Raw genomic sequence first — 25,288 nt, 5'->3', positions numbered from 1 at the left:
AGCTGCGAGCGATGCGATCTCTTCCTTTCCTGACTGGAACGGCGCTGCTGGCGCTGAGCGCGGCGCCGCTTTCTGCCGAGACGCTGCGCGAGGCGCTGCTCGAGGCTTACAAGACCAATCCGACGCTGGCGGCCCAGCGGGCCAACGTCCGTGCGATCGACGAGAATGTGCCGATCGCGCGGTCCAGCGCGTTGCCTGGCGTACAGTTGCAGAGCAGCTATACCGAGGCGGTCGTGCTCCCGGTGACCGCCTTCACCGCGCCGGCGCGCACGTCGCAGACACAAGCGAACCTAACCTATTCGCTCTACGCCGGTGGCGCGACGAAGAACGGGATTGCTGCTGCCGATATCCGCGTCCAGGGCGGGCAGGCCGCGCTGCGCGGGACCGAGGCCGATCTCTTTTCGGCCGTCGTCGGCGCGTATATGGACGTAATACGCGACGAGGCGATTGTCGCGCTCAACCGCCAGAACGTGCGCGTGCTCGAAGTGAATCTGCGGGCATCGCGCGACCGGTTTCAGGTCGGCGATCTGACCCGCACCGATGTGGCGCAATCCGATGCGCGCTCGGCCATCGCGCGCGGGCAGTTGCAGACGGCCGAGGCGCGCCTGATCAGCAGCCGGGAAAGCTACATCCGGCTCGTCGGGTCGGCGCCCGGGGTGCTCGAAAACCCGCCGCCCTTGCCCAATTTGCCGAGCGATCCCGATACCGCGGTCAGCATCGCCCTGGCGGACAATCCGAATCTCTTGGCCGCGCAGAAGAATGGCGAGGCGAGCAAATATGACGTCAAGGTCGCGCGCGCAGCCCGCTTGCCCCGCGTCGATGCCGTCGCCGGGGGCAGTTACACCAACTATTTCGGCTCGCTCGGCAGCTTCAGCGCGACCAACGTACCGCCGCAATATGACCGGGCGGCGCAGCTCGGTCTGCGCTTCACCTTGCCGCTGTATCAGGGCGGCGCCCCGGCGGCGCGGATTCGCCAGGCGCAGGAGCGCCGCGCCCAGGCGCTCGAGCAAGTGACCGAGGCCGAGCGTCAGGTGATCGCCCAGGCGCGTTCGGCCTATGCGGTGTGGCAATCCTCGCTGCAGGTGATCGCATCGAGCGAGGTCGCGGTGAATGCCAACAAGCTCTCGCTGGAAGGCGTTCGCGCCGAGAATAGCGTGGGGAACCGTACGATCCTCGACATTCTGAACGCCGAGCAGGAATTGCTGAACTCGCAGGTGACCTTGGTCACGGCACGCCGCGACGCCTATGTCGCTGGCTTCGCGCTGCTCGCCGCGATGGGCCAGGCGGAAGCGAAGGATTTGGGGCTTGAGGCCGGTCCGCTGTACGACCCGAGCGTTAATGCCAAGCGCGTGCGCAATAATATTTGGGATTTCGCGCCGGCACCGGCGGTCCCCGTTACCAGCACGCGGACCAACGGAACGCGTCCGCAAGGCGCGCAAGTGACCCGGCCGCTCGACCCGATTCTCGACGGGGGCGTTGACAGGAGTGCGCCGATTACCGCAGGTGAGGGCGCACCGAACCGCTGACCGGCGGCATGTGGTCTTCGCGAGGATGTGACCGATGGGGGATTTGAGCGCTGAACCGTCGATGGAAGACATTCTTTCGTCGATAAAGCGCATCATCGCCGAGGAGAACGACTCGGGCCCAGGGCGCGTCAAGCGGCCTGCGCGCCCGCTGCCGTCGCGCTCCGATCCGGCACCGTTCGGTCACGAGGAAATCCTGGAACTGAGCGAGCCGGCGCCGGAGCCAGAACCGGAACCCGCGGCACCCCCGGTCCAGGCGGCGGTCGCTGCCGCTGCCCCCCAGACGCCACAGCCTGCTCCGGTCGAATCGATCCTGTCCGAGCGCACCGCCGAGGCAACCCGTGGACCGCTCGACGCGCTTTCCCGGATGATCGTCAAACCCGATATCGCGGGTTCGGATACGCTGGAGGGCATGGTGCGCGAGATGTTGCGGCCGATGCTGCGCGACTGGCTCGATGCGCATTTGCCCGCGATGGTCGAGGCGATGGTTGCGCGCGAAATCGAACGCATCACCAGCAAGTAAGCGCGGTTGCAGGCAGGGCGGGGTTCTGCTGTAACCTGCCGCCATGAACAGACTTCTTGCCGCGACCGCCCTGACGGCCGCTCTCGTCGCAGCGCCCGCTGCCGCCCGCCAACTCACCATCGACGACGTCTCGGCGCTGTCGCGCGTGTCGTCGCCCGCCGTCTCGCCGGATGGGCGTTGGCTGGTGTGGCAGCAGCGCGAAACCGATCTGGCGATCGACGGCGGGCGATTCGATTTGTGGCGGCTCGATCTTACCAAGAAGGGCGCCGCGCCCGAGAAGCTGATCGCCGAGGCGGAGGTGAATGAAACCGCGCCGCAATTTTCGCATGACGGCAAGACGGTTTATTTCCAGTCGGACAAGGATGGCGATGATGCGGTTTGGTCGGTCGGTATCGCCGGCGGAACGCCGGTCCGGCTGACGCAGTTCAAGGGCGGGATGGGCGGCTTCAAGGTCTCGCCACAGGACGACAAGTTGTTGATCTGGGCCGATCGCTTGCCCGGTGCGCCAAGTCTCGAACCGGCAATGGTCAAGAAGGATGCGAACGCCGGAAATGGCCGCGTCTATGACCAGATGTTCGTACGGCATTGGGCGAGCTGGTCGGACGGGACGCGGTCGCAACTGTTCGTGCTCCCGCTGACGCCGGCTGGTGCGCCGGGCAACGGCGTCGCGATCGGCGGGAAACTGGTTGGCGATGCGCCCTCCAAGCCCTTTGGTGGCGGCGAGGAAGTGTCATGGAGCGCGGACGGCAAGACCGTGTTCTTCGCGCTGCGCGAGGCGGGTCGGATCGAGCCGCTGTCGACCAACCTCGATATCTTTGCCGCGCCCGCCGACGGCTCGGCCGCGCCGGTCAATCTGACCGATGCGAACGACGGGATGGACAACCTTCCGACCGCCTCGCCCGATGGCAAGTATCTCGCGTGGTTCGCGATGAAGCGGCCGGGCTACGAAGCCGATCGGCAAGTGCTGATGCTGCGCGATCTCGCCAGCGGCAAGGTGACCGCGCTGACCGAAAGCTGGGACCGTTCGGTCGGATCGATCGCCTGGGCGCCCGATTCGAAGACGATCTTCGTGACGGCCGAGGACACGCAGGAGAATCCGATCTGGTCGGTCTCGCCCACCACCGGCAAGGTCACGCGACTGACCGGGGAGGGCAATGTCACCGCCGTCGTCCCGACTGCCAAGGGCCTGGTGTTCGCGATGAACTCGCTGACCGCGCCGGACGATTTCTACCTGCTTTCGGGCAAGAAGACCGCCCGGCTGACCTCGGTCAATGCGGCGAAGCTGGCGGGCATCGACATGCCCACCGTCACGCGCTTCAACTTCAAGGGCGCGAACAACGACACGGTCTGGGGCTATGCGGTGAAGCCCGCAGGCGCGACCGGCAAGGTGCCGATCGCTTATATGGTCCACGGCGGCCCGCAGGGATCGAGCAATAATAGCTGGTCCTACCGCTGGAACCCGGCGGTATTCGCGGGCGCAGGGTACGGGCTTGTCGCGGTCGATTTCCACGGGTCCACCGGCTACGGTCAGGGCTTTACCGATGCGATCCGCAACAATTGGGGCGGCTGGCCGCTCGAGGACCTGCAGAAGGGTCTGGATGCGGCTACGACGAAATTCGCCTGGCTCGACAAGGACAATGCCTGCGCGCTCGGCGCATCGTACGGTGGGTACATGATGAACTGGATCGAGGGGCGCTGGCCCGATCGGTTCAAGTGCATCGTCCAGCATGACGGCGTATTCGATGCGCGCGCGATGGCGTATGAAACCGAGGAACTGTGGTTCGACGAATGGGAACATGGCGGCAAGGCCTATTTCGAGGACCCCGCCGCGTTCGAGAAATGGAACCCGGTCAATTACGTGACGGCGTGGAAGACGCCGCAGCTCGTCATCACCAGCGAGGGCGATTACCGCATTCCCTATACCCAGGGCATCGCCGCCTTCACCGCGCTGCAACGGCGCGATATTCCGTCGCGGCTGGTGGTTTTCCCGGGCGGCAGCCATTGGGTGACCAAGCCCAAGGAAAGCCGTCAGTGGTACCGCGAGGTGCTGGGTTGGCTCGACACCTACACGGCTAATCGCACCGACCAAACGGCTCCTCCCGGAAACGGCAAACGCGGCGGCTGACCGGCCAGGCGGACGGCGGATTTTTCATCTGCCGTTCAGCTTCGCGGAGTCACATTTGCCACGTCTTTCACTGCCAGAAGAGGAGGCAATGTCATGCGTTTGATGTCCAAAGTCGCGCTGGCGGGAGCGGCGGCCTGTGCGTTTGCCGGGACGGCCTATGCCGCCGACTCGTCGCTCCACACGATGAAGGTGGCGCTGCCCGACGGGTCGGTCGCGCACGTGCTGTACAAGGGCGATGTCGCGCCGAAGATCCAGATCGTGCCGGTCGAGCGGACGATCCCGGTGGCGCTATTCGATTCGCCCTTCGCCGATTTCGACCAGGTGTTTGCCGAGATGGATCGCCAGGCCGCCACCATGATGCAGCAAGCCCGCGCGCTTCAGGCGGCTGCCCCGGCGAATGGCAAGATCGACAAGGTGGCGCTCAAATCGTTGCCCGCGGGGACGAGCTATTCGTTCACCTCGTACAGTTCGAGCAATGGCGGCTGCACGCAAAGCTATCAGATGACGTCTTATGGCAATGCGGAGCCCAAGGTCGTGTCCCAGACAACCGGCGATTGCAGCAAGGCGGGGCAGCTTCAGGCAGCCCCCAAGCCCGCCAAGGCCGTCGAGGCCCCAAAGACGGTGCCGCACGACGCGGTGTAACTGACGGGCTAACCCTCAACCCCGTTCGCCCTGAGCCTGTCGAAGGGCACCTCTCCAGCAAATAGGGAGGGCAAGGCTTCGACAAGCTCAGCCCGAACGGGAGGGGGGACATTTCCAGCGCTATGAAAGGGCGGTTCTCTAGGGCCGCCCTTTTCTTTTGTGGCGTCGCGGCTAAAGCCTGACGCCATGAGCCAGCTTCCAAAAACCTTCGACCCTGCCGAAATCGAACAGCGCTGGTACGCGCATTGGGAGACGGAAGGGCTGTTCCATCCCGAGCGCCCCGGTGCCGAGCCGTGGACGATCGTCAACCCGCCGCCCAACGTGACCGGCTCGCTCCACATCGGCCACGCGCTCGACAACACCTTGCAGGACATTCTCGTCCGCCATGCGCGCTTGCAAGGCAAGGATGCCTTGTGGGTGGTCGGCACCGACCATGCCGGCATCGCCACGCAAATGGTGGTCGAGCGGCAAATGGCGGAGCGCCAGCAAAAGCGCACCGACTTCAGCCGGGAAGACTTTGTCGCCAAGGTTTGGGAATGGAAGGAAGAGAGCGGCGGGGAAATCACCCAGCAGCTCCGCCGCCTCGGCTGCTCGATGGATTGGGCGAACGAACGCTTCACGATGGACGAGGGCTTTTCGAAGGCCGTGCTCAAGGTGTTCGTCGACCTGCACAAGGAAGGCCTGATCTACCGCGACAAAAGGCTGGTGAACTGGGACCCTGGCCTCGGCACCGCGATCAGCGATCTCGAGGTCGAAACGCGCGAGATCAAGGGCAGCTTCTGGCATCTGCGCTATCCGCTGGCCGATGGTTCGGGCTTTATCGAAGTTGCGACGACGCGGCCCGAGACGATGCTCGCCGATATGGCGGTCGCGGTGAATGCGTCGGATGAGCGCTACACGCACCTCGTCGGCAAGCATGTGAAGCTGCCGATCACTGGGCGGCTAATCCCGATCATCACCGACGACCATGCCGATCCGGAGCTTGGCTCGGGCGCGGTGAAGATCACGCCGGGGCATGATTTCAACGACTTCGAGGTGGGCAAGCGCGCCGGCATCGCGGCGGGCGCGATGCTCAACATGCTCGATGCCAAGGCGCAGGTCGTGCAGGTCGCCGACGGGTTGATCCCCGAGTCCTACTTGGGGCTGACGACCGCGGACGCACGCAAGGCAGTGGTCGCGCAGTTGAAGGCCGAAGGCTTCCTGATCCCGCATATCGACAAGGGCGGCGTGGAACACGACGCCGAACCGCGCACGATCCAGACGCCGTACGGCGATCGCTCGGGCGTGGTGATCGAGCCGTGGCTGACCGACCAATGGTATGTCGATGCCGCGACGCTGGCCAAGCCTGCGATCGAAGCGGTGCGCAGCGGCGCAATCGAGATCGTGCCGAAGGCGTGGGAGAAGACCTTCTTCAACTGGATGGAGAATATCCAGCCCTGGTGCGTCTCGCGCCAGCTGTGGTGGGGGCACCGGATCCCGGCTTGGTTCGCCGAGGACGGATCGATTTATGTCGCGCTGAGCGAGGAAGAAGCCCAAGCGCAGGCGGGCGCCGGGGTGGCGTTGACGCAGGATTCCGACGTGCTGGACACCTGGTTCTCCTCCGCACTTTGGCCCTTCGCGACGATGGGATGGCCGGACGCTTCTCCCTCTCCCCGCTCGCGGGGAGAGGGTCGGGGTGAGGGGGACGCTGCAACAGGCTTAGCGCTCGCCAATCCAGCACAGCCCCTCTCCCCGACCCTCTCCCCTGAAGGGGAGAGGGAGACTTGGGCGGCCGCTACCCGAACGACGTGCTCATCTCCGGCTTCGACATCCTGTTCTTCTGGGATGCGCGGATGATGATGCAGGGCATCCACTTCATGAAGGATGTGCCCTTCCGGAAGCTCTACCTGCACGGCCTCGTCCGCGCGGCGGATGGGGCGAAGATGTCCAAGTCCAAGGGCAATGTCGTCAATCCGCTCGGGCTGATCGACAAATACGGCGCGGACGCTTTGCGCTTCTTCATGGCGGCGATGGAGAGCCAGGGCCGCGACATCAAGATGGATGAGCGCCGCGTCGAGGGCTATCGCAACTTCGCGACCAAGCTGTGGAACGCGTGCCGCTTCGCGCAGTCGAACGGCATCGGCGCGAGCCAATCGGCGATTGCGCCGGACGCTACGCTCGCGGTGAACAAGTGGATCATCGCCGAGACGATCGCGTGCGTGCAGGCGGTTGATCTGGCGCTGGCCGACCTCCGCTTCGATGGCGCGGCGAACGCGGTGTATCAGTTCGTGTGGAGCCGCTTCTGCGACTGGTATCTGGAGCTGATCAAGCCGGTCTCGGTCGGCGAGGAAAAGGGCACGATCGATGCGGAGAGCAAGGCAGTCGCCGGCTGGGTGATCGATCAGATTCTCGTGCTGCTGCACCCTTTCATGCCGTTCATCACCGAGGAATTGTGGTCCAAGATGGGCGCGCGCGATTACGATCTGATCGTCGCGAAGTGGCCGATGGCGGATGCGCAGTCGATCGATCCGGCGGCGAGCAAGGAAATCGATTGGCTGATCCGGCTGGTGAGCGACGTGCGCGCGGCGCGCAACGAGCTTGGCATCGCGCCGGGGGTGCGCATGGCCGCGCATGTGCTGGAGGCGTCGGCCGAGACCGTGGCGCGGATCGAGCGGCAGACCGCGGCGATTGCGCGGCTCGCGCGGATCGATCTTGCGCCGGGCGCTGCGCCGGTCGGCGGTGCGTTGCAGGTGGTGGTCGATGAGACGACCTTCGTGCTCCCGCTGGAAGGCGTGATCGACATCGCCGCAGAACGCGCACGCCTGACCAAGGGCATCGAGGCGGCGGCGAAGGAGCGGGATGCGCTTGCCGGGCGGCTCGGCAATCCGAGCTTCGTTGAGCGCGCAAAGCCGGAAGCGGTGGAAAAGGCACGCGCCGACCACGCCGACAAGGCCGCTGAGGCCGAGCGGCTGAGCGCGGCGCTGGCGCGGTTGGGTTAGACAAAACGCCGTCACCCCGGCCTCGTGCGGGGGGGCCACCCTCGCACGAGCGCAACGCCGCTATGGAGTGCGGCGAGGTGGACCCCGGCACGAGGCCGGGGTGACGAAGCACGGCAGAGGACGGACAGCAACGGTATGGCATCTCGACCCACCCGCCCGGGCCAGCGCGACCTCACCACCGGCCCGATCGGCACGACGCTGCTCGCCTTCGCGTTGCCGACGCTTGGCTCCAATATCCTCCAGTCGCTCAACGGGTCGATCAACACGATCTGGGTCGGGCGCTTTCTGGGCGAGGGCGCGGTTGCGGCGACCGCGAACGCCAACACCATCATGTTCCTGATGTTCGCCGCCGTTTTCGGCTTCGGCATGGCCTCCACCATCCTGATCGGCCAATCGATGGGGCGGCGCGATGTCGAGGCCGCGCGGCGGGCGTTCGGCGGGTCGATCGGTATCGTGATGAGCGGTGCAGTGGTGATCGCGACGCTGGGGTGGATCTTCGCGCCCGATATCCTGCGCGTGCTGGCGACGCCGTCGGCCGCGACGCCGCTCGCACTGTCCTATCTGCGCGTGATTTTCCTCGGGCTGCCGGCGTCGCTGCTGCTGGTGCTGCTCAGCATGGCGCTGCGCGGGGTCGGCAATTCGGTGACGCCCTTGTGGTTCACGGTGCTGAGCGTCGCTCTCGACAGCGGGCTGAACCCGGTATTCATTCGCGGCCTGTTCGGGATGCCCGAGCTTGGGATCGCCGGATCGGCGACGGCCACGCTGATCGCGTCGCACGTCTCCGCGCTCGGGCTGCTCGTCTACATCTACGCGCGAGATTTGCCGATCCGTTTGCGCGGGCATGAGATCAGCTGGCTGATCCCCAGCGCTGCGCTGGCGCGGACGATTATCGCCAAGGGTTTGCCGATGGGCGCGCAGATGCTGGTCGTGTCGCTTGCGGCGCTGATGATGACGGGCCTCGTCAACCGCTACGGCGTCGACACCAGTGCGGCGTATGGCGTTTCGATGCAATTGTGGGGGTATATCCAGATGCCCGCGCTCGCGGTCGGCGCGGCGGTCAGCAGCATGGCGGCGCAGAATATCGGCGCGGGGCTGTGGGACCGAGTCGATCGCATCACGCGCGCGGGCATTTTGTTCAGTGCGGTGCTCACAACGACGATGGTGGTCGCGGTCATTGCGTTCGATCGGCCGGTGATGGGCGTGTTCCTGGGCGGCGACAGCCCGGCAATTCCGATCGCGCGGCATATCCAGGTGCTCGCGAGTTGGAACTTCATCGTGTTCGGCATGACGATGGTGCTGTTTTCGACCGTCCGCGCAAATGGCGCGGTGTGGGGGCCGCTGACGATGCTGATCGTCTCGCTCTTTCCGGTGCGGCTTGGCTTTGCGCTGGCGTTCGAAGGGAGTTTGGGCGCGGATTCGCTGTGGTGGAGCTTCCCGCTCGGCTCCCTCGCCAATCTGGCAATGGCGGCGTGGTATTACCGCTACGGCGGATGGCGGACGCAACGGCTGGTGGTGCCCCAGGAGGCTCCGCCAGAACACCCGGCTGAAGGCGAGCCAGTCGGGCGGCTACACCCGACGGGTTAAGGGGCCAGTGTCGGCGCGGGGACCATCACCTCGATGATCCCCGCCGCTACCCGCGCGGTGACGGGCGTGGTGGCGAGCACCTCGCCGTCGATCGAAATCGGCAGCGGCGGCTCGGTGCGGATGCGCAAGCTGGTGCCGATGAATTCCTCGGTCGTCTCATGCCGCGCATCGAGCCGCAGCAGCGATGCCGCCCAATTCTTGACGAGCCGCCGCTTCACATGGCCGGTCACCGCCTGAACGACGATGACGCCATTGTCGACGGCCGCCTGATCGTTCACCTCGGTGCCGCCATGATAGGGACCGTTCGAGATGCGCACCTCGACCGCGGCGATGCGGCGCTCGGTCTGACCTTCCCCTACGATCAGCGTGAAGGGCTTGAAGTGGAGAAATTCCCACGCTGCCCAGCCAAGATAACCCGCGCGGCCGAGATACTTTTTCAAATTATGCGGAATGCTCTGCGCGATTTGCGGCGCGATGCCGATCGCCGCGCCATTGGCGAAATAATCATCGTCGATCATGCCGAGATCGATCCGCTTGAAATGCCCGCCCGCGATCACGCCGATCGCGCCGTCGATGTCGAGCGGCACGCCGAGCGTGCGGGCAAAGCTGTTCGCCGTGCCGAGCGGCAGGACCGCCAGCGCGACATCGGTCGAGACGAGCTTGTCGACCAGCCCACTCACCGTCCCATCGCCGCCGCCCAGGATCATCAGGTCGGGCTTTTTTGCCAGCGCCGCATCCATCGTCGCCTCCAGATCCTTGGGATCACGCACGGCATGGGCATCGACCGGGAAGGGCAGTCCCTGCATCGCGGCACAGGCTTGCTCGAACAGATCCTGCCCTTTGCGCGACTTGGCGTTGACGATCATCGCAGCGGATTTGATCTCGCGCATCGGTGGTGAGGCTTTCGGAAGGAGACGGTTTCGCGGGCGTAACGCTCGCACGGTTCCAATCGATCCACCACCGCGAGAGATCAAGGCAAGAGCGCGAACGTCACCACGAGCTGTGCGCTTGTCTCGACCGGGGTTGGCGTGATGTCGACGACGATCGGGGGTGCCGCGACGGCAGGCATCATCATCGAATAACTCTCCATCGCCATAACCCTGGAACGTGCTCCAACATCGCCGTTCATGATCGACACCACTGGGCCGAGCTTCGACCCGCTCGCCGCCGCCAGCGCGGCCGCCTGGGTCCGCGCATTTGCCATGGCTTGATCGAGCGCGCGGCGTGCTGCGGCGGTATCGTCGCGCAATCCGAAATTTTCCACGTGCGCGTTGGTGGCACCCAGTCTGCCCGCAAGACCGACAGCGGTGCCAGCGTCTTTGACCGATGCGATGCGGATACTCGTCTCCGTCGTGGCGCGATGGCCGACCACGCGGCATGGGCCTTTCGTATTGGCGTCGGACGGTCCGCTTGCCGCATCGGTGCTCGCCATCGTCGCGGCGTCACTCAGGTCGTCTGCCATTTGCGCCATACTCATGGCGCCATCTGAATCGGCAAAATTGGTGCAATTTCCGCCCCGCACCTCGCGAAAGCCGATGTCGCCGGTCCGCACCTCCAGCTTCGGGTCCAGTCCGCGCAGGCCCGCGAAGATCGCCTTTTGCTTGACGGCGAGTGCAGCGGTAGCGGCATCGGGCGTCTTGCCCTCGCCACGGATGCTCAGCGTCATCGTCGCGATATCGGGCGCTGTTTCCACCTTGCCGCTTGCCGATACGAGGATCGTATTCGGCCGCGCCAGACCATCGGCCATCGTTTGCGCCAGTAAAGGCGATGGTATCACCGCGAGCAGCAAGAAGAGACCTTTCGGATACATCGCATCCCCCTGATTTTATGTTATACTATTACGTAAAGTTGCAGGGATTCGGTTCGGACGCAAGAGCCATCTTGCGCACCCGCGCGCGAGGTTCCAGAACGCCCGATCATGACCGCACAGTATCCCGCTCTCCGCCTTCGTCGTACGCGCGCTGCCGTTTGGAGCCGTCGGCTCCATGCCGAGACGGTGCTGACGCCCGCCGATCTGATTTGGCCGCTGTTCATCGCCGATGGCACCGGGGTCGAGGAGCCGATCGCAAGCTTGCCGGGTGTGTCGCGCTGGTCGGTCGATGGGATCGTCGCGCGGGCTAAGGAAGCGCGTGATGTCGGCATTCCGTGCATTGCCTTGTTCCCCAATACGCCGGGCCATTTGCGCAGCGCGGGCGGGGAGGAGGCGCTGAACCCCGACAATCTGATGTGCCGTGCAGTGCGCGCGCTAAAGGATGCGGTGCCGGAGATCGGCGTGCTGACCGACGTGGCGCTCGATCCGTACACTGCGCACGGGCATGACGGGCTGATCAATGCCGCCGGTTATGTGATGAACGATGCGACGTCGGAGGTGCTCGTCGCGCAGGCGCTCAATCAGGCGGCGGCGGGGGCCGACATCATCGCGCCGTCGGACATGATGGACGGGCGTATCGGCGCGATCCGTGAGGCGCTGGAGGGGGCAGGGCATCACAATGTACAGATTATGTCCTATGCCGCGAAGTACGCCAGCGCTTTCTACGGCCCGTTCCGTGATGCGGTCGGCTCGCGCGGGCTGCTGAAGGGCGATAAGAAGACCTATCAGATGGACTCCGCCAATGCCGAGGAAGCGCTGCGCGAAGTCGCACTCGATCTCGCCGAGGGGGCGGACAGCGTGATGGTCAAGCCGGGCCTGCCCTATCTCGACATCGTCGCCCGAGTGAAATCGGCGTTCGAAGTGCCGGTGTTCGCGTATCAGGTGAGCGGCGAATATGCGATGATCGAGGCCGCCGTCGCGGCGGGCGCGGCCGAGCGTGATCCGATGGTGCTGGAAACGCTGATGGCGTTCAAGCGTGCGGGCTGTTCCGGCGTGCTGACCTATCATGCGCTCCACGCGGCGCGGCTGCTGACTGCGTGAACGTTCCGGTCGTCGTCACGCCAAGGCTGTGGCTGCGCGTGCCCGAACCGGCCGACCGCGCGGCGCTGCACGCGATGTGGACGGACCCGGTCGTCATGGCAAACCTTGCACCGGTCAACGACACCGATGCGGCGTTGGCGCGGCACGATAGTTATCGCCACGAAGGTCTCGGCTTCTGGGTCGTGGCACGCCGCGAAGATGCTGCGGCGATCGGTTTTTGCGGCCTGAAGCGCGGCAATCCGGGGTCGCCGATCGAGGGGCTGGTAGAAATCGGCTGGATTTTCGCCGCCCCGTTTTGGGGGCAGGGTTATGCGTACGAAGCTGCGGCGGCGAGCCTGGCATGGGCATGGCAAAACGTGCGGGAAGATCGCATCGTCGCCATCACGGCGGCGCGTAATCTCAAGAGTCGGGGTTTGATGGAACGCCTGGGCTTGCGCCGAGTGGTGGATGGCGACTTTGACCACCCCGCGCTCCCCCCGGGCGATCCGCTGCGGCGGACGGTACTTTACGAGATTTTGCGACCGGCATGATCGAGACAGAACGCCTGATCCTGCGCGGCTGGCGCGCAGACGATGTCGCGCCGTTTCATGCGATGGGTCAGGACCCGGACGTGATGCGCTATATCGGCCCGTTGACGTCGCTGGAGGATGCGCACGCGAGCTATGAGCGCTGCGTCGCGCGACAGGCGGACCACGGGCATTGCTTCTGGGCGATCGAACGCAAGGCCGATGGCGCTTTCCTGGGATTTTGCGGCCTGCAACGCGGTTATGATTTTCTCGACGGCGAGATCGAGATCGGCTGGCGCTTGCGCAGCGATGCGTGGGGGCAGGGCTTTGCGCGCGAAGCAGCTGAGGCGAGTCTCGCGTGGGGCTGGGCCAGTCTCGATACGCCGCGCATCACCGCGATCACCGTATCCGATAATCGCGCGAGTTGGGGACTGATGGAGCGGCTCGGCATGACGCGCGATCCTGACGAGGATTTCGACCACCCCAATGTCCCCGACGGCAGCCTGCTGAAACGCCACATTTTGTATCGAATGGATCGGCCCGCCTGATGCCCGCTCGCCTAGCCCGCCCGTTGTTCGTGCTGACGATCCTCGCCGGATCGTTCCTCTTGTTCCTCGTCCAGCCGATGGTCGCGCGGATGGCGTTGCCGCGGTTGGGCGGCGCGTCGGCGGTGTGGAATTCGGCGATGCTCGTTTATCAGGCGCTGCTCCTGGCGGGCTATGCCTATGCGCATTGGCTAGGGCGGCTGAGCCCGCGCACGCAGGGTATGACCCATCTAGGCGTGCTGCTGGTGGCGGCACTGTGGCTGCCGATCGGACTGAAGGCGATGGACTTGTCGCCAACCGCGCAGCCGGCGATCTGGGTGCCGTATCTGCTCGGCCTCTCGATCGGGCCATTGTTCTTCGCCATTTCGGCGCAGGCCCCGCTGCTGCAACGCTGGTTCAGCTTGTCGCGGTCCGATGAGAACCCGTACGCGCTCTATGCCGCCTCGAACTTCGGCAGCTTCGCGGGGCTGATCGCCTATCCGTTGCTGGTCGAGCCCGGGATGGCGCTGTACGGCCAGCGCATCCTGTGGAGCAGCGGCTATATTCTGGTGGCGCTCCTGGTTGCGCTCTGCGCAGCGACCCTGCCGCGGACACGCGGAGTCGCCGCGGAGCCGGTGCCGGTTTCCCCGCCGCCGACACGCCGCCGGATCGCGCAATGGGTGCTGCTGGCATTCGTGCCGTCAGGATTGATGCTCGCGACGTCGACATTGATCACCACCGATATCGTGGCCATGCCGCTGCTGTGGGTATTGCCGCTCGGCCTCTATCTGCTGAGTTTCACGATCGCGTTTGCAAGCGATCGTATAACCGCTGACATTCAGACGCGGATCGCGCCGATCGCGCTGTTGCTGTTCGGCGGACTGATCGTTGGTGGCCTTTCCGCCATTCCGTTTCTCGGCGCGATCATGGCGCTGGCGTTGCTGTTCCTCCTGTCGGTTGCGCTGCATACCGGCCTGTACCGTGTCCGGCCCGAGCCCGACCGGTTAACCGGCTTTTATCTGGCGATGTCGGTCGGCGGCGCATTGGGTGGAGTGTTCGCCGCACTGATCGCGCCGTTGCTGTTCGACTGGACGTACGAATATCCGATCCTGCTGCTGATGGCCGGCATCCTGATGCCGCAGCAGTATCTGGTCGGACCGGTGCGCCGCCTGTGGGAGGGCAGTGCCCAACGCGGGCGCATTTTGCTTTATTGCGTCGCGATCGCCGTGCTTGGTCTCGTCGCCGCAGTGCTCGCTTTCCCGGGACCGGTCGAGGGCGTCAGCCAGATGCAGCAGATCGCGCTGATCGTGATGCTCGGTATCGGATTGGTTGCGATCGGCTCGCGCAGGGCGTTCACGATCGCCGTGCTCGGATCGCTGATCGCGTTCGGCGGCTATCGGGCGGTGTATATATCGCTCGAACCCGGCGCCCGCACGCGCAGCTATTTCGGCATTTACACGGTGCGCGGCAACGCGACGCAGCAACAACTCGCGCATGGCACGACCGTGCACGGCACGCAGCTCCGCGGTTCGCCCGTCAAGGAGCGGACGCCGACCGCTTATTACGTGCCGAAGTCGGGGGTTGGACAAGCGATGCTCGCCTTGCCCACGCTGTACGGGGCTCACGCCCGCGTCGGCGTGGTCGGGCTGGGGGCGGGCACGCTCGCCTGCTATGCAATGGCGGGGCAGGACTGGCGCTTCTACGAGATCGATCCGACCGTGGTGCGGATTGCGCGCGATACCGGGCAATTCACCTTCCTGTCGCGTTGCCTGCCCAATCCAAAGATCGTGCTCGGCGATGCGCGGCTCAATCTTGCGCGCGAGCCGGGCGATTCGCTGGACCTGCTCGCGCTCGATGCCTTCTCGTCCGATTCGGTGCCGATGCATTTGATGACGCGCGAGGCGTTCGCCAGTTACGGGCGCGTGCTGGCGCCGCGCGGTGTGCTGCTCGTTCACATCTCGAATCGCTTTCTCGATCTCGAGCCGGTCGTCGCGGCGGCGGCGCGGGGAGGCGGGTGGCAGGCGGTGAAGCTGTTCCACACGCCCGACCCGAACGACACGCTCGCCGCGACCAAATCGCTGTGGATCGCCATGTCGCGCGATCCCCAGGCGATTCGCGTGCTACGGACTTACGATGGCGCGTGGCAGCCGGTGAAGACGCGTCCGGGCTTCGCCGCCTGGACGGACGACTACTCGACGATCCTGCCGCTATTGAAGCGCTGAGCCGCCGTTACGCGGCGGGCAAGCGGGCTGAGAGCGCCGCGATTCGGCTGGCTTGCGCATCGAACGCGGCCTGGGCCTTGGCCCGCAGGTCGACGAGCGCGGGATAGTCGGGCTTGCCTTCCGCCGCGCGGTTGACCGCGAGGGTATCAAGATCGGTCACTGCAGCCGACAGCGTCGCTTGATGCCCGTCGAGCTCGGCGAGCGACGTCTGTGCCGCGATCCAGCGATCGCCCCCGACCGAATCGCCCCGCGCCGCGGTTGCAAGCCGGTCCGTGGTTTGTGCGGCCTTTTCGAAGTCGGCGGTCGCCCGTTCAATCGTGCGGCGCAGCTCGGGCAGGGCCGAATCGATCGCCGGATCGGCCTCGGCGAGCGCCACCACCGGTTCGGGTTCGGCATCGCTGCGCAATTCGATCGGACGGGGCAGCAGCGAGGGATAGCGCCCGGAAGGCTGCGCAGCGCATCCGGCAACGGCCAGCGACACGAGCAAAGCGGCGGCGCGGGCCGGAAGAAAGCGTTTTTTCATCGTCCGATGCTCTATGCCGATGAAAACCTTCGCGCAACGCACTTGCGCGACCGCAAAGACGCCGCTAACAGCGCCACTCCAATGCACCCATAGCTCAGCTGGATAGAGCATCAGACTACGAATCTGAGGGTCGGGCGTTCGAATCGCTCTGGGTGCACCATTCCCCTCCATCTCAACTGAATGTGCCGCGTAAGTCGCGGTCATATTCGTGTGTTCCTGGATCGACAGGCGTGATGCGATGCGGCTAAGCGTCGTCGCGGGGCGCGACGGTTCGCGGCCGTGTGGGGGGATTTATATGGCGCTGACTCCGGGCACGACGGCCCAGCCGAGCGATTCGCAAGGGGTGAATGCCCCGAACTTGCAGGTGTTCGTTTTCGCGCTGTTCTTCATCTTCGGCGGTATCACCAGCCTGAACGATGTGATCATCCCCAAGCTGAAAGACCTGTTTACGCTGAACTATTTTCAGGCGTTGCTGGTCCAATCGGCGTTCTTCGCGGCGTATTTCATTTTTTCGATTCCCGCGGCGGCGATCGTGCGCAAGGCGGGCTATCTGCGCTCCGCGTCGATCGGGTTGCTGATCATGACGGCGGGGTGCCTGCTGTTCATTCCGGCTTCGCAATCGGGGCAGTTCGTTGTGTTCCTGTTCGCGCTGTTCGTGTTGGCGGCGGGGATCACCACGGTGCAGGTCGTCGCCAATCCACTGATCTCGCTATTGGGCAAGCCGGCGACCGCGCATAGCCGCCTGACCTTTGCGCAGGCGTTCAACTCGCTGGGCACGACGATCTTCCCGATCGTTGGCTCGATCCTGATTCTCGGCAGCCTGGCGAAGATCGATCCCAAAACCTTGTCGGGCGCCGCGCTCGATGCCTATCGCACAGCCGAGACGCAGGTGGTGGTGAACACCTATCTCGTGCTCGCCTTTGCCCTGGTGATCGTGGCGGGCGTCGTATGGACCCGCCGCAACGCGTTGCCCAATGTCGTCGAGGACAGCGGTAGCGTATTGCGGGCGTTCAACCTGCTGGAACGGCCGCGCTTCGGTTTCGGCGCGGCGTGCATCTTCCTGTATGTCGGCGCGGAAGTCGCGATCGGGTCGCTGATCGTCAATTATCTGATCCAGGCCGATGTGTTCGGCATCGCGGCTGCGGCGGCGGGCACCTATGTCGGCTTCTACTGGGGCGGGGCGATGGTCGGTCGCTTTATCGGCACGGTCGTGCTGCGGCTGGTGTCGCCGGGCAAGGTGCTGGCGGCGGTGGCAGCGGGATCGATCACGCTGATCCTGATCACGGCCAACACCACGGGCCACGTTGCGGGCTGGTCGCTGCTGGCAATCGGGCTGATGAATTCGATCATGTTCCCGACGATCTTTACGCTTGCCAGCGAAGGTCTGGGCAAGCGCGCCGCGGAAGGATCGGGCATCATTGCGATGGCGATCGTTGGCGGCGCGGTGATCCCGCCGCTGACCGGTCTGATCGCGGATGCGAGCAGCCTGCGGTTCGCGTTGCTGCTGCCCGCGGTTTGCTATGGCCTGATCGCGGCCTATGGCTGGTTTGCGCGCAAACCGGTGGCGGCGTAGCGCTCAGGCGTTAACCGCCTCGGCGACCGCCGCCAGCACTTGCGCGGCATATTCGGGGCGGCAGATCAGCACATCGGGCAGCAGCGGATCGCGGCAATTATAGACGAGCGTGCTGCCGTCGATGCGCGAGGCATGGAGCCCCGCGGCAAGCGCGACCGCGACGGGCGCGCAATTGTCCCATTCATATTGGCCGCCGGCGTGGAGGTAGATTTCGGCATCGCCGCGCACCACCGCCATCGCCTTAGCCCCGGCCGAGCCCATCGGCACGAGGTCCGCGCCGATGGCCTCGGCCACCGCCTGAACGATCGGATGCGCGCGGGAGCGGCTGACCACCATGCGCGGGCGCAGCGGCGCGGGGGGCAGCACGTCGGGCAGATCGTTGGTCGCGAAGACAAGATCCTCGGCCGGCAGGGCGACGGCCCCGGTCACGGGTACGCCGTCGATCGCCAGACCGATATGCACCGCCCAATCGTCGCGCCGCTCACGAAATTCGCGCGTACCGTCGAGCGGATCGACCACCCACACCCGGCTGGCGGCGCAGCGCGCCCCATCGTCGGCGGCTTCCTCCGACAGGATGAAATCGTCGGGCCTTGCCGCGCGCAGCAAGCTTTGGATAAGCGCGTTTGCGTCCTTGTCACCCCGATCACCCAGCTCGGCGTCGGGACAGGCCCCGCCAACGCACAGGCCCCGCAGGACCTCACCGGCTGCAACCGCGACCGTACGCGCAAGGTCTGCATCGCTTTGAAGAGGGATTTGGGTCACAGGTCGGGGCTCCATACACCCATGATATGCTCGACGATCCGCTCCGCTGCCGCTTCCGGGCCTTCGCGGGTGGTGTCGATGCGGATGTCCGGGTTTTCGGGTTCTTCGTACGGGCTGGTAACCCCGGTGAAATTGGCAATCTCGCCGCGCCGCGCCTTGGCGTACAGGCCCTTCACGTCGCGCGCCTCGGCCTCGGCCAAGGGCGTGTCGATGAAGATTTCGACGAAATCGCCCGGCAGCATCGCACGCACCATATCCCGCTCGGCACGGAATGGCGAGATGAAGGCGCTGAGCACGATCAGCCCGGCGTCGGTCATCAGCTTGGCGAGCTCGCCGATGCGGCGGATATTCTCGATCCGGTCGGCGTCGGTGAAGCCCAAATCCTTGTTCAACCCATGCCGCACATTGTCGCCATCGAGCAGGAAGGTGTGGCGGCCGAGAGCATAGAGCTTCTTTTCGACCAGATTGGCGATGGTCGATTTGCCCGATCCCGACAGGCCGGTGAACCACAGCAAGCGCGGCGTCTGGCCCTTTTGCGCGGCGTGCGCCTCGCGCGTGATGTCGATTGCTTGCCAATGCACGTTCTGCGCGCGGCGGAGCGCGAAGTTGAGCATTCCGGCGGCGACCGTCGCATTGGTGCCGCGATCGATCAGGATGAAGCCGCCAAGATCGGCACCGTCGGTGAACGGCTCGAACACCAGAGCGCGGTCGGTATAGATTTCCGCGACGCCGATGTCGTTGAGGCCGAGCGTCTTGACCGACAGTTCGGCCAGCGTGTTGACGTCGATCGCGTGACGCGGCTCCTGCACCGTTGCCGAGACGGTCTGGGTACCGAGTTTCAGCCAATAGGAGCGACCGGGCAGCAGCGGCGTCTCGGCCATCCACACCAAGGTTGCCTGAAATTGCTCGGCGACTTGCGGCGGATTATCGGCGGTGGCGATCACGTCACCGCGCGAGCAATCGACTTCATCGGCGAGCGTCAGCGTGACCGACTGGCCCGCGACGGCTTCGTCGAGATCACCGTCCATCGTCACGATCCGCGCCACCGTTGTGGTGCGGCCCGAGGGCAGGATGCGGACCGAATCGCCCGGCCGCACGCTCCCGCTGGCGATCAGGCCGGAGAAACCCCGGAAATCGAGATCGGGGCGATTGACCCATTGCACCGGCAACCGGAACGGACGGACTTGCGCCGCTTCGGCCTCGATATCGACGGTTTCGAGATGCTCGATCAGCGTCGGGCCGCTGTACCACGGCATCGCCGCCGAGGGCGTCGCAACATTGTCCCCGGCGAAACCGGAGATCGGGATGGCAGTGAAGTGGTCGATGCCGATCGCGTCGGCAAAGGAGCGGTAATCAGCGACGATCGCATCGAACACGCCCTGGTCGTATCCGACCAGATCCATCTTGTTCACCGCGAGCACGACATGGCGCAACCGCAGCAGCTTCACGAGGAAGCTGTGCCGCCGTGTCTGCGTCAGCACGCCCTTACGCGCGTCGATCAGGATGACGGCGGCATCGGCGGTCGAGGCGCCGGTCACCATGTTGCGCGTATACTGTTCGTGCCCCGGCGTATCGGCGACGATGAACTTGCGCTTTTCGGTCGCGAAGAAGCGATAGGCCACGTCGATCGTGATGCCCTGCTCGCGCTCCGCGGCGAGGCCGTCGACCAGCAGCGCGAAATCGATATTCTGCCCCTGCGTGCCGACGCGCTTGCTGTCGTCCTCGAGCGCGGAAAGCTGATCGGCGAAGATCGCGCGGCTGTCATACAGCAAACGCCCGATCAGCGTCGATTTGCCGTCATCGACCGAGCCACAGGTGATGAAGCGCAGCAGCGATTTGCGCTGGTGTTGGGCGAGATAGGCGGTGATGTCGGTCGCGATGAGCGTGTCGGGGGTGTAGGCGGTCATCAGAAATACCCCTCCGCCTTCTTCTTTTCCATGCTCGCCGCCTGATCGTGATCGATCGCGCGACCTTGCCGTTCGGAGGTGGTGGTCAGCAGCATTTCCTGGATGACGGCGGGCAGCGTCGTCGCTTCGCTCTCGACCGCGCCACTCAAGGGGTAGCAGCCGAGCGTCCGGAAGCGGATCGAGCGTTCAACCGGCACTTCGCCCGGTGCAAGCGGGAAGCGATCGTCATCGACCATCAGCAGCATACCGTCGCGCTCGACCGTGGGGCGCGGGGCGGCGAGGTAGAGCGGGACGATCTCGATCTGCTCCGCCAGGATATATTGCCAGATGTCGAGCTCCGTCCAGTTCGACAGCGGAAAGACGCGGATGCTTTCGCCGCGTTCCTTGCGGGCGTTGTAGAGATGCCACAGCTCGGGCCGCTGCGCCTTCGGGTCCCAGCGGTGATTGGCCGAGCGGAAGCTGAAGATGCGTTCCTTGGCGCGCGATTTCTCCTCGTCGCGCCGCGCCCCGCCAAAGGCGACGTCGAATCCGCCTGCGGTGAGAGCTTGTTTCAGACCCTCGGTCTTCCACATGTCGGTATGGCGGCTGCCATGATCGAACGGGTTGATGCCGAGCCGCTTGGCCTCGGGATTCTGGTGGACGATCAGTTCCATCCCGGCATCGGCGGCGGCGCGCGCGCGCATCTCGTACATCGCGCGGAATTTCCAGGTCGTATCGACATGCAGCAGCGGGAAGGGCGGGGTTCCGGGGAAGAAGGCTTTCTTCGCCAGATGCAGCATCACCGCCGAATCCTTGCCGACCGAATAGAGCATCACCGGACGTTCCGCCTCGGCGACGACTTCGCGCAGGATGTGGATGCTTTCGGCTTCGAGACGCTGGAGATGAGTGAGGGCGACGGTCATGATCGTCGCAGATAGTGCAGAAACGTAGCCGCGCGATCAAATAATCCTGTTGTCGCGTAAAGTTCGCGTCAAAGCGCGGCGTTGCGCTCGACCGAATCGAGAATGCGTGCGCCCGCCATGAACACCGCGATCGGGCAGACCGCGAACAGCACCCAGCCGCCGACGCCGGGATATTGGTCGAGATAATGCACGCCGCGTTCCACCGCACCGAGCGCGAGCGCGTAAATTACCGCGAACGCCTCGAACTTGTTCTTGATGACGAACAGGCGGGAGAATTTGGTCCACATGCCAACCTGTTAAGCAAAGGCTGGGCCAGTCCCGGTTTGCCGCCCTTTCGCGTTAACGAACATGGTTACCTGTCAATTAACCCGACACTTACGCGCGGGCGACATGGCTGATCGCATCGTCTTCCGCTACGCCAAGCGCCGTTGCGGCCGCGCGTCCCAGCACGACGCCGCTGTCGGTAGTGCGCACCGTGCCATAGGCGCAGCGGAAATCGGCGAGCCGTCCGCGCGCGACCAGCGCCGCATTGCCACCGTCATTGTCGATCGCCACGACGCGGGCGGATTTGGCGTCGCGGATCGTGCGGACCTGATCGGTCTTGGCGAGCATCGTCGGGCCGCCGTCGAAGATATCGATATAGTTTTCGAAGGCGAATCCCTCGTTCTCAAGCATCCGCATCGCCGCGCGACCCGATGGGTGGGGCAGGCCGATCACCGCGCGGGCCGTCTCGGGCAGCATCGCAATGTAGATCGGGTGCTTTGGAAACAGGTCGGCGATGAATTGATGGCCGCGCACTGCGTTGAATTGGTCGGCATCCTGAAAATTCATGCCGAAGAAGCGCCCGGCCAGCCCGTCCCAAAAAGGCGAGCCGCCGGCTTCGTCGATGATGCCGCGCAACTCGGCCAGCACGCGATCGGCAAAGCGTGCGCGGTGCGCCGCGATGAACAGATAGCGCGCACGGGCGAGCAGCATTCCGAGTCCGCCTGCGCGTTCGCCGGGGTGCAGGAACAGGCCCCCGACTTCGCTGCAGCCCTCCAGATCGGTGGTGAGGCTCAGCATATCGGCGCGGAAGGTTCGGCCCAGTTCCTTGCTATGCTGTGTCAGCGTGCCGATGCGATAACTGTAGAAGGGATGGGTTTGTCCGACATGCGTGAAGATCTGGCAGGTGCCGCGCACTTCGCCAGTCTCGGTGTTTTCGAGCACCAGCACGAACAAATCGTCCGCCTTGGTATCTTCGGTGCGGGCAAAGGCTGCGGCGCTGCGTACCAGCTTGGCCTTCAGCGCGGCGCGGTCGGGCGGAAGATTGGTGAAGCCACCGCCGGTCAACTTGGCCATTTCATACAGCGGTTGCAGGTCGCCGTCGTTCGCGGCGCGGATCACGAAGGTCACAAGGCACCCTTTTCGGCTATGCGGAGGATCGTCAGCGCCGAGAGCGCGGCGCGCTCCGCCAGTGAATCGACGATCAGGAATTCGTCCGGAGAATGGATCGCGCCGCCGCGCGCGCCCATCGTGTCGACCACGGGCACGCCGCACGAAGCGATCGTGTTGCCGTCGCAGACCCCGCCGGTCGCGCGCCAGGCGATGTCCAGGCCCAGGTCGGCGCCGCAATCCTTGACCAAGGCGAACAGCTTGGCCGCGCCGGTGTCGATCGGCTTGGGAGGTCGGTTGAAGCTGCCGTGGACGGCGATCTGCACGTCGTGCAGCGCCGCGACCTCGGCGGTGATCCGGTCGAGTGCCGCTTGGGCGCGGTGGATTTCGGCATGGTCCTTCGGGCGGAAATTGATCCGCAGCACCGCGTGATCCGGCACGACATTGTTCGGCCCGCCACCCTCGATCCGCGCCGGGTTCACCGCCAGCGTCGCCGATCGCAGCGCGAAGAGGCGTACCGCCAGATCCGACGCGGCGACGATCGCATTGCGGCCTTCCTCCGGGTTGCGCCCGGCGTGCGCGCTCTTGCCGGTGACGCCGATCGAGAAATTCCCGGTGCCGCCACGCGCTCCAGCGAGCGTGCCATCGGGCAGCGCAGGCTCGTAGGTAAGCGCGGCGATCTTGCCGCGGGCCGCTTCGGCGATCAGGCGGGTGGAGGAAAAGGAGCCGGTTTCCTCGTCGGAGTTGATCACGACTTCATAGCCGACGCGGTCAGCCAGCGGGCTGGCCTCGACCGCGCTCAATGCTGCAAGCATCACGGAGAGGCCGCTCTTCATGTCGGCGACGCCGGGGCCGTTGAGCGTGCCGTCGTCCAGCCAAGTTAGCGCCTGAAATGCGTGGTCGATCGGGTAGACCGTATCCATATGCCCGGTCAGCAGTAGCTGGACCGGCGCGTCTGGTCGTACCACCAGATGCAGATGCTTGCCGTGATCGAGCACGGTGACGGCTCCATCCGAGCCGACGCTTTCGGCGGTGTCGCCCGTGACGAGCGCGATTTCGCCCGGCAGGGCACGGAACGCCTCGACCAGCATATCGGCGACCTGCGCGAGACCATCGAGGTTGCGCGTGCCGCTGTTGACGGCGGACCAACGCTCGACCTGTTCCAGCATCGGTTGCGCGGCAACATGCGCGACCGCCGCGCGCTCGATCTCGCTCAGCCCGGTCATCGCGCCAGATGTGGTGCGAACGCCGCCAGCACTTCGCGATAGAGTTGCTGCTTGAACGGTACGATCACGTTCGGGAGCGTTTCGGGCGCGATCCAGTCCCACGCGTTGAACTCCTGATGCGCGGTCGCGATGTTCACATCGGAATCATCGCCCAGGAAGCGGTACAGGAACCAGCGCTGCCGTTGCCCGCGCCATTTGCCCTTCCACACCTTGCCGATCAGATCGTCGGGCAAATCGTAGAAAAGCTCCTCGGGCGAGACGGCGATCAGTTCGACCTTGTCCGCGGCGATGCCGGTTTCCTCGCCGAGCTCGCGCAGGGCGGCGACTTCGGCATCCTCGCCGTCGTCGATCCCGCCCTGCGGCATTTGCCATGCCTCGACCATCGCATCGATGCGCTGTCCCACGAAGACCTTGCCCTCGCGGTTGAGCAGCATGATCCCGGCGCACGGCCGATAGGGGAGGCTCGCCTTGTCGGTCACGCCGCAGAGCCGTCCGCTGCCTGGGCCATGACCCGTGCGCCTTCGGCCTCGGCAATGACGGCCTTCGCCGCGATCAGTGCCGCCGTGACGTCACCGGCGGCCGAGGGGATCGCCTTGCGCAGCGTGATGAAGCCGTGGATGTTGCCCACGGCCTCACGGAACACCGTTGCGACGCCGGCCTTCGTTAGCGCTGCGGCATAAGCGCGGCCCTGATCGCGGATCGGATCGAGGCTGGCGGTGACCACCACCGCCGGTGGCATCCCGGCAAGGTCCCCGTTGAGCGGCGAGGTGCGGATGTGGGATGCCTCGGCCTGATAGGCGGCGTTGAACCACTCCATACTGTCGCGCGTCAGCAGATAGCCATCGGCGAACTGACTGTAGGAGGGATATTCCTGCGTCATGTCGGTCGCGGGGTAGAAAGGCAGTTGCGCAATCACCGGGACGGTGGCGGGCGCATCGCGCAGGGCCATCGCCACGACGATCGCCAGGTTGCCGCCCGCACTGTCGCCGCACGTGACCAGACTGGTGACCTTGCGCCCGAGTGCCTCCGGGCTGCCCGCCGCCCAGCGTGCGGCTGCTTCACAATCGTCGGGTGCTGCGGGCCAGGTTGCTTCAGGGGCCAGGCGATAATCCACTGCGAGCACCGGAAGATCAAGCATTCGAGAGACTTCGGCGCAGAAGCTCGCATGGGTATCGAGGTCGCCGATTACGAAGCCGCCGCCGTGGAAGAACATTACCAACGGGCCGGGTGTGCGGCTGGCCTGCGCGTCGAACAAGCGCGCGGGGATGTCACCCGCAGGGCCGGGGATCGTCAGATTGGTAATCGTGCCGAGTTCCCCGACCGGGGGATCGGCAATGTCCTTCATCGCGGTATAGGTCGCGCGCGCGGCAGGTGGCTCGAGCTCGTGCATCTTCGGGCCGGGGATCGAGTTGAGAAACGCGAGGAAGCCCGCGACATCGGGGCGCACATACGGATCGGTCAAGCATCTCTCCATTGGTCTGAGCCA

General features: G+C 65.2%; 21 protein-coding genes, 1 tRNA gene and 1 pseudogene. 12 read left to right on the top strand and 11 right to left on the bottom strand.

Annotated elements, in window-relative coordinates; all coding sequences use genetic code 11:
• The first annotated feature begins 11 nt into the window (after positions 1–11).
• From AB5I39_RS01765 to AB5I39_RS01740, 6 genes and pseudogenes are all read left to right on the top strand, one after another.
• A complete protein-coding gene (locus tag AB5I39_RS01765) occupies positions 12–1,526 on the top strand; it encodes a TolC family outer membrane protein (RefSeq protein ID WP_404370342.1) in 1,515 nt (504 codons plus the stop codon).
• Positions 1,527–1,560: 34 nt separating this feature from the next.
• Complete coding sequence (locus tag AB5I39_RS01760; RefSeq protein WP_404370340.1) at positions 1,561–2,046, top strand: DUF2497 domain-containing protein; 486 nt, start codon at positions 1,561–1,563, stop codon at positions 2,044–2,046.
• Positions 2,047–2,089: 43 nt separating this feature from the next.
• Positions 2,090–4,171, top strand: coding sequence for a prolyl oligopeptidase family serine peptidase (locus tag AB5I39_RS01755; protein ID WP_404370338.1), 2,082 nt, complete (start codon positions 2,090–2,092; stop codon positions 4,169–4,171).
• 93 nt (positions 4,172–4,264) lie between these two features.
• Positions 4,265–4,813: a hypothetical protein gene (locus AB5I39_RS01750; protein WP_404370335.1), complete on the top strand. Its 549-nt coding sequence runs from the start codon at positions 4,265–4,267 to the stop codon at positions 4,811–4,813.
• Positions 4,814–4,999: 186 nt separating this feature from the next.
• Positions 5,000–7,791: pseudogene (locus AB5I39_RS01745) on the top strand (valine--tRNA ligase).
• Positions 7,792–7,926: 135 nt separating this feature from the next.
• The gene (locus tag AB5I39_RS01740) at positions 7,927–9,375 is read left to right on the top strand and encodes an MATE family efflux transporter (RefSeq protein WP_404370332.1); all 1,449 of its coding nucleotides are present in this window, start codon (positions 7,927–7,929) and stop codon (positions 9,373–9,375) included.
• Here AB5I39_RS01740 and AB5I39_RS01735 read toward each other — a convergent pair.
• Together AB5I39_RS01735 and AB5I39_RS01730 are read right to left on the bottom strand one after the other, a co-directional pair.
• Complete coding sequence (locus tag AB5I39_RS01735; protein ID WP_404370329.1) at positions 9,372–10,265, bottom strand: diacylglycerol/lipid kinase family protein; 894 nt, start codon at positions 10,263–10,265, stop codon at positions 9,372–9,374. The genes AB5I39_RS01740 and AB5I39_RS01735 overlap by 4 nt on opposite strands.
• A gap of 80 nt (positions 10,266–10,345) precedes the next feature.
• Positions 10,346–11,122, bottom strand: coding sequence for an SIMPL domain-containing protein (locus AB5I39_RS01730; RefSeq protein ID WP_404370326.1), 777 nt, complete (start codon positions 11,120–11,122; stop codon positions 10,346–10,348).
• Positions 11,123–11,293: 171 nt separating this feature from the next.
• Here AB5I39_RS01730 and hemB point away from each other — a divergent pair, with 171 nt between their 5' ends.
• Genes hemB through AB5I39_RS01710 form a run of 4 tightly spaced genes read left to right on the top strand, consistent with a single transcriptional unit; the run spans position 11,294 to position 15,538 of the window.
• Positions 11,294–12,286, top strand: coding sequence for a porphobilinogen synthase (gene hemB, locus AB5I39_RS01725; protein WP_404370324.1), 993 nt, complete (start codon positions 11,294–11,296; stop codon positions 12,284–12,286).
• Entirely contained in the window at positions 12,283–12,816 is a 534-nt protein-coding gene (locus tag AB5I39_RS01720) for a GNAT family N-acetyltransferase (RefSeq protein ID WP_404370321.1), read from the top strand. The genes hemB and AB5I39_RS01720 overlap by 4 nt, the downstream gene beginning before the upstream one ends.
• Complete coding sequence (locus AB5I39_RS01715; protein WP_404370318.1) at positions 12,813–13,340, top strand: GNAT family N-acetyltransferase; 528 nt, start codon at positions 12,813–12,815, stop codon at positions 13,338–13,340. The genes AB5I39_RS01720 and AB5I39_RS01715 overlap by 4 nt, the downstream gene beginning before the upstream one ends.
• Complete coding sequence (locus tag AB5I39_RS01710; protein WP_404370316.1) at positions 13,340–15,538, top strand: spermidine synthase; 2,199 nt, start codon at positions 13,340–13,342, stop codon at positions 15,536–15,538. The genes AB5I39_RS01715 and AB5I39_RS01710 overlap by 1 nt, the downstream gene beginning before the upstream one ends.
• Positions 15,539–15,545: 7 nt before the next feature.
• Here the strand turns inward: AB5I39_RS01710 and AB5I39_RS01705 are convergent, their stop codons facing one another.
• Positions 15,546–16,061 (bottom strand): hypothetical protein, encoded by a 516-nt coding sequence (locus AB5I39_RS01705; RefSeq protein WP_404370313.1) that lies wholly within the window; start codon positions 16,059–16,061, stop codon positions 15,546–15,548.
• A gap of 83 nt (positions 16,062–16,144) precedes the next feature.
• Between AB5I39_RS01705 and AB5I39_RS01700 the strand changes: the two genes are divergently transcribed.
• Positions 16,145–16,221 (top strand) — tRNA-Arg (locus tag AB5I39_RS01700).
• A gap of 135 nt (positions 16,222–16,356) precedes the next feature.
• Positions 16,357–17,634 (top strand): sugar MFS transporter, encoded by a 1,278-nt coding sequence (locus tag AB5I39_RS01695; RefSeq protein ID WP_404370310.1) that lies wholly within the window; start codon positions 16,357–16,359, stop codon positions 17,632–17,634.
• A 3-nt stretch (positions 17,635–17,637) separates the two neighbouring features.
• Here the strand turns inward: AB5I39_RS01695 and AB5I39_RS01690 are convergent, their stop codons facing one another.
• The 8 genes from AB5I39_RS01690 to AB5I39_RS01655 all read right to left on the bottom strand — a co-directional run bounded on the left by AB5I39_RS01690 (position 17,638) and on the right by AB5I39_RS01655 (position 25,276).
• Complete coding sequence (locus AB5I39_RS01690) at positions 17,638–18,387, bottom strand: 3'(2'),5'-bisphosphate nucleotidase CysQ (protein WP_404373953.1); 750 nt, start codon at positions 18,385–18,387, stop codon at positions 17,638–17,640.
• Positions 18,388–18,392: 5 nt separating this feature from the next.
• Complete coding sequence (cysN, locus tag AB5I39_RS01685) at positions 18,393–20,303, bottom strand: sulfate adenylyltransferase subunit CysN (protein WP_404370307.1); 1,911 nt, start codon at positions 20,301–20,303, stop codon at positions 18,393–18,395.
• Positions 20,303–21,205 (bottom strand): sulfate adenylyltransferase subunit CysD, encoded by a 903-nt coding sequence (gene cysD / locus AB5I39_RS01680; RefSeq protein WP_404370305.1) that lies wholly within the window; start codon positions 21,203–21,205, stop codon positions 20,303–20,305. Before cysD ends, cysN begins: the two co-directional genes overlap by 1 nt.
• Before the next feature lie 68 nt (positions 21,206–21,273).
• Complete coding sequence (locus AB5I39_RS01675; protein ID WP_404370302.1) at positions 21,274–21,492, bottom strand: hypothetical protein; 219 nt, start codon at positions 21,490–21,492, stop codon at positions 21,274–21,276.
• An 88-nt stretch (positions 21,493–21,580) separates the two neighbouring features.
• Positions 21,581–22,597: an arginine N-succinyltransferase gene (locus AB5I39_RS01670; protein ID WP_404370299.1), complete on the bottom strand. Its 1,017-nt coding sequence runs from the start codon at positions 22,595–22,597 to the stop codon at positions 21,581–21,583.
• The gene (locus tag AB5I39_RS01665) at positions 22,594–23,802 is read right to left on the bottom strand and encodes a hydrolase (RefSeq protein WP_404370296.1); all 1,209 of its coding nucleotides are present in this window, start codon (positions 23,800–23,802) and stop codon (positions 22,594–22,596) included. The genes AB5I39_RS01670 and AB5I39_RS01665 overlap by 4 nt, the downstream gene beginning before the upstream one ends.
• The gene (locus tag AB5I39_RS01660; RefSeq protein ID WP_404370293.1) at positions 23,799–24,281 is read right to left on the bottom strand and encodes an RNA pyrophosphohydrolase; all 483 of its coding nucleotides are present in this window, start codon (positions 24,279–24,281) and stop codon (positions 23,799–23,801) included. Before AB5I39_RS01660 ends, AB5I39_RS01665 begins: the two co-directional genes overlap by 4 nt.
• On the bottom strand, positions 24,278–25,276 hold the full coding sequence (locus AB5I39_RS01655; RefSeq protein WP_404370291.1) for an alpha/beta hydrolase: 999 nt from the start codon (positions 25,274–25,276) through the stop codon (positions 24,278–24,280). Before AB5I39_RS01655 ends, AB5I39_RS01660 begins: the two co-directional genes overlap by 4 nt.
• Positions 25,277–25,288: the final 12 nt, after the last annotated feature.

The organism is Sphingomonas sp. MMS24-J45, assembly GCF_044881195.1.
Lineage (GTDB): Bacteria > Pseudomonadota > Alphaproteobacteria > Sphingomonadales > Sphingomonadaceae > Sphingomonas.
This window is presented reverse-complemented; position numbering and strand designations above follow the sequence as displayed.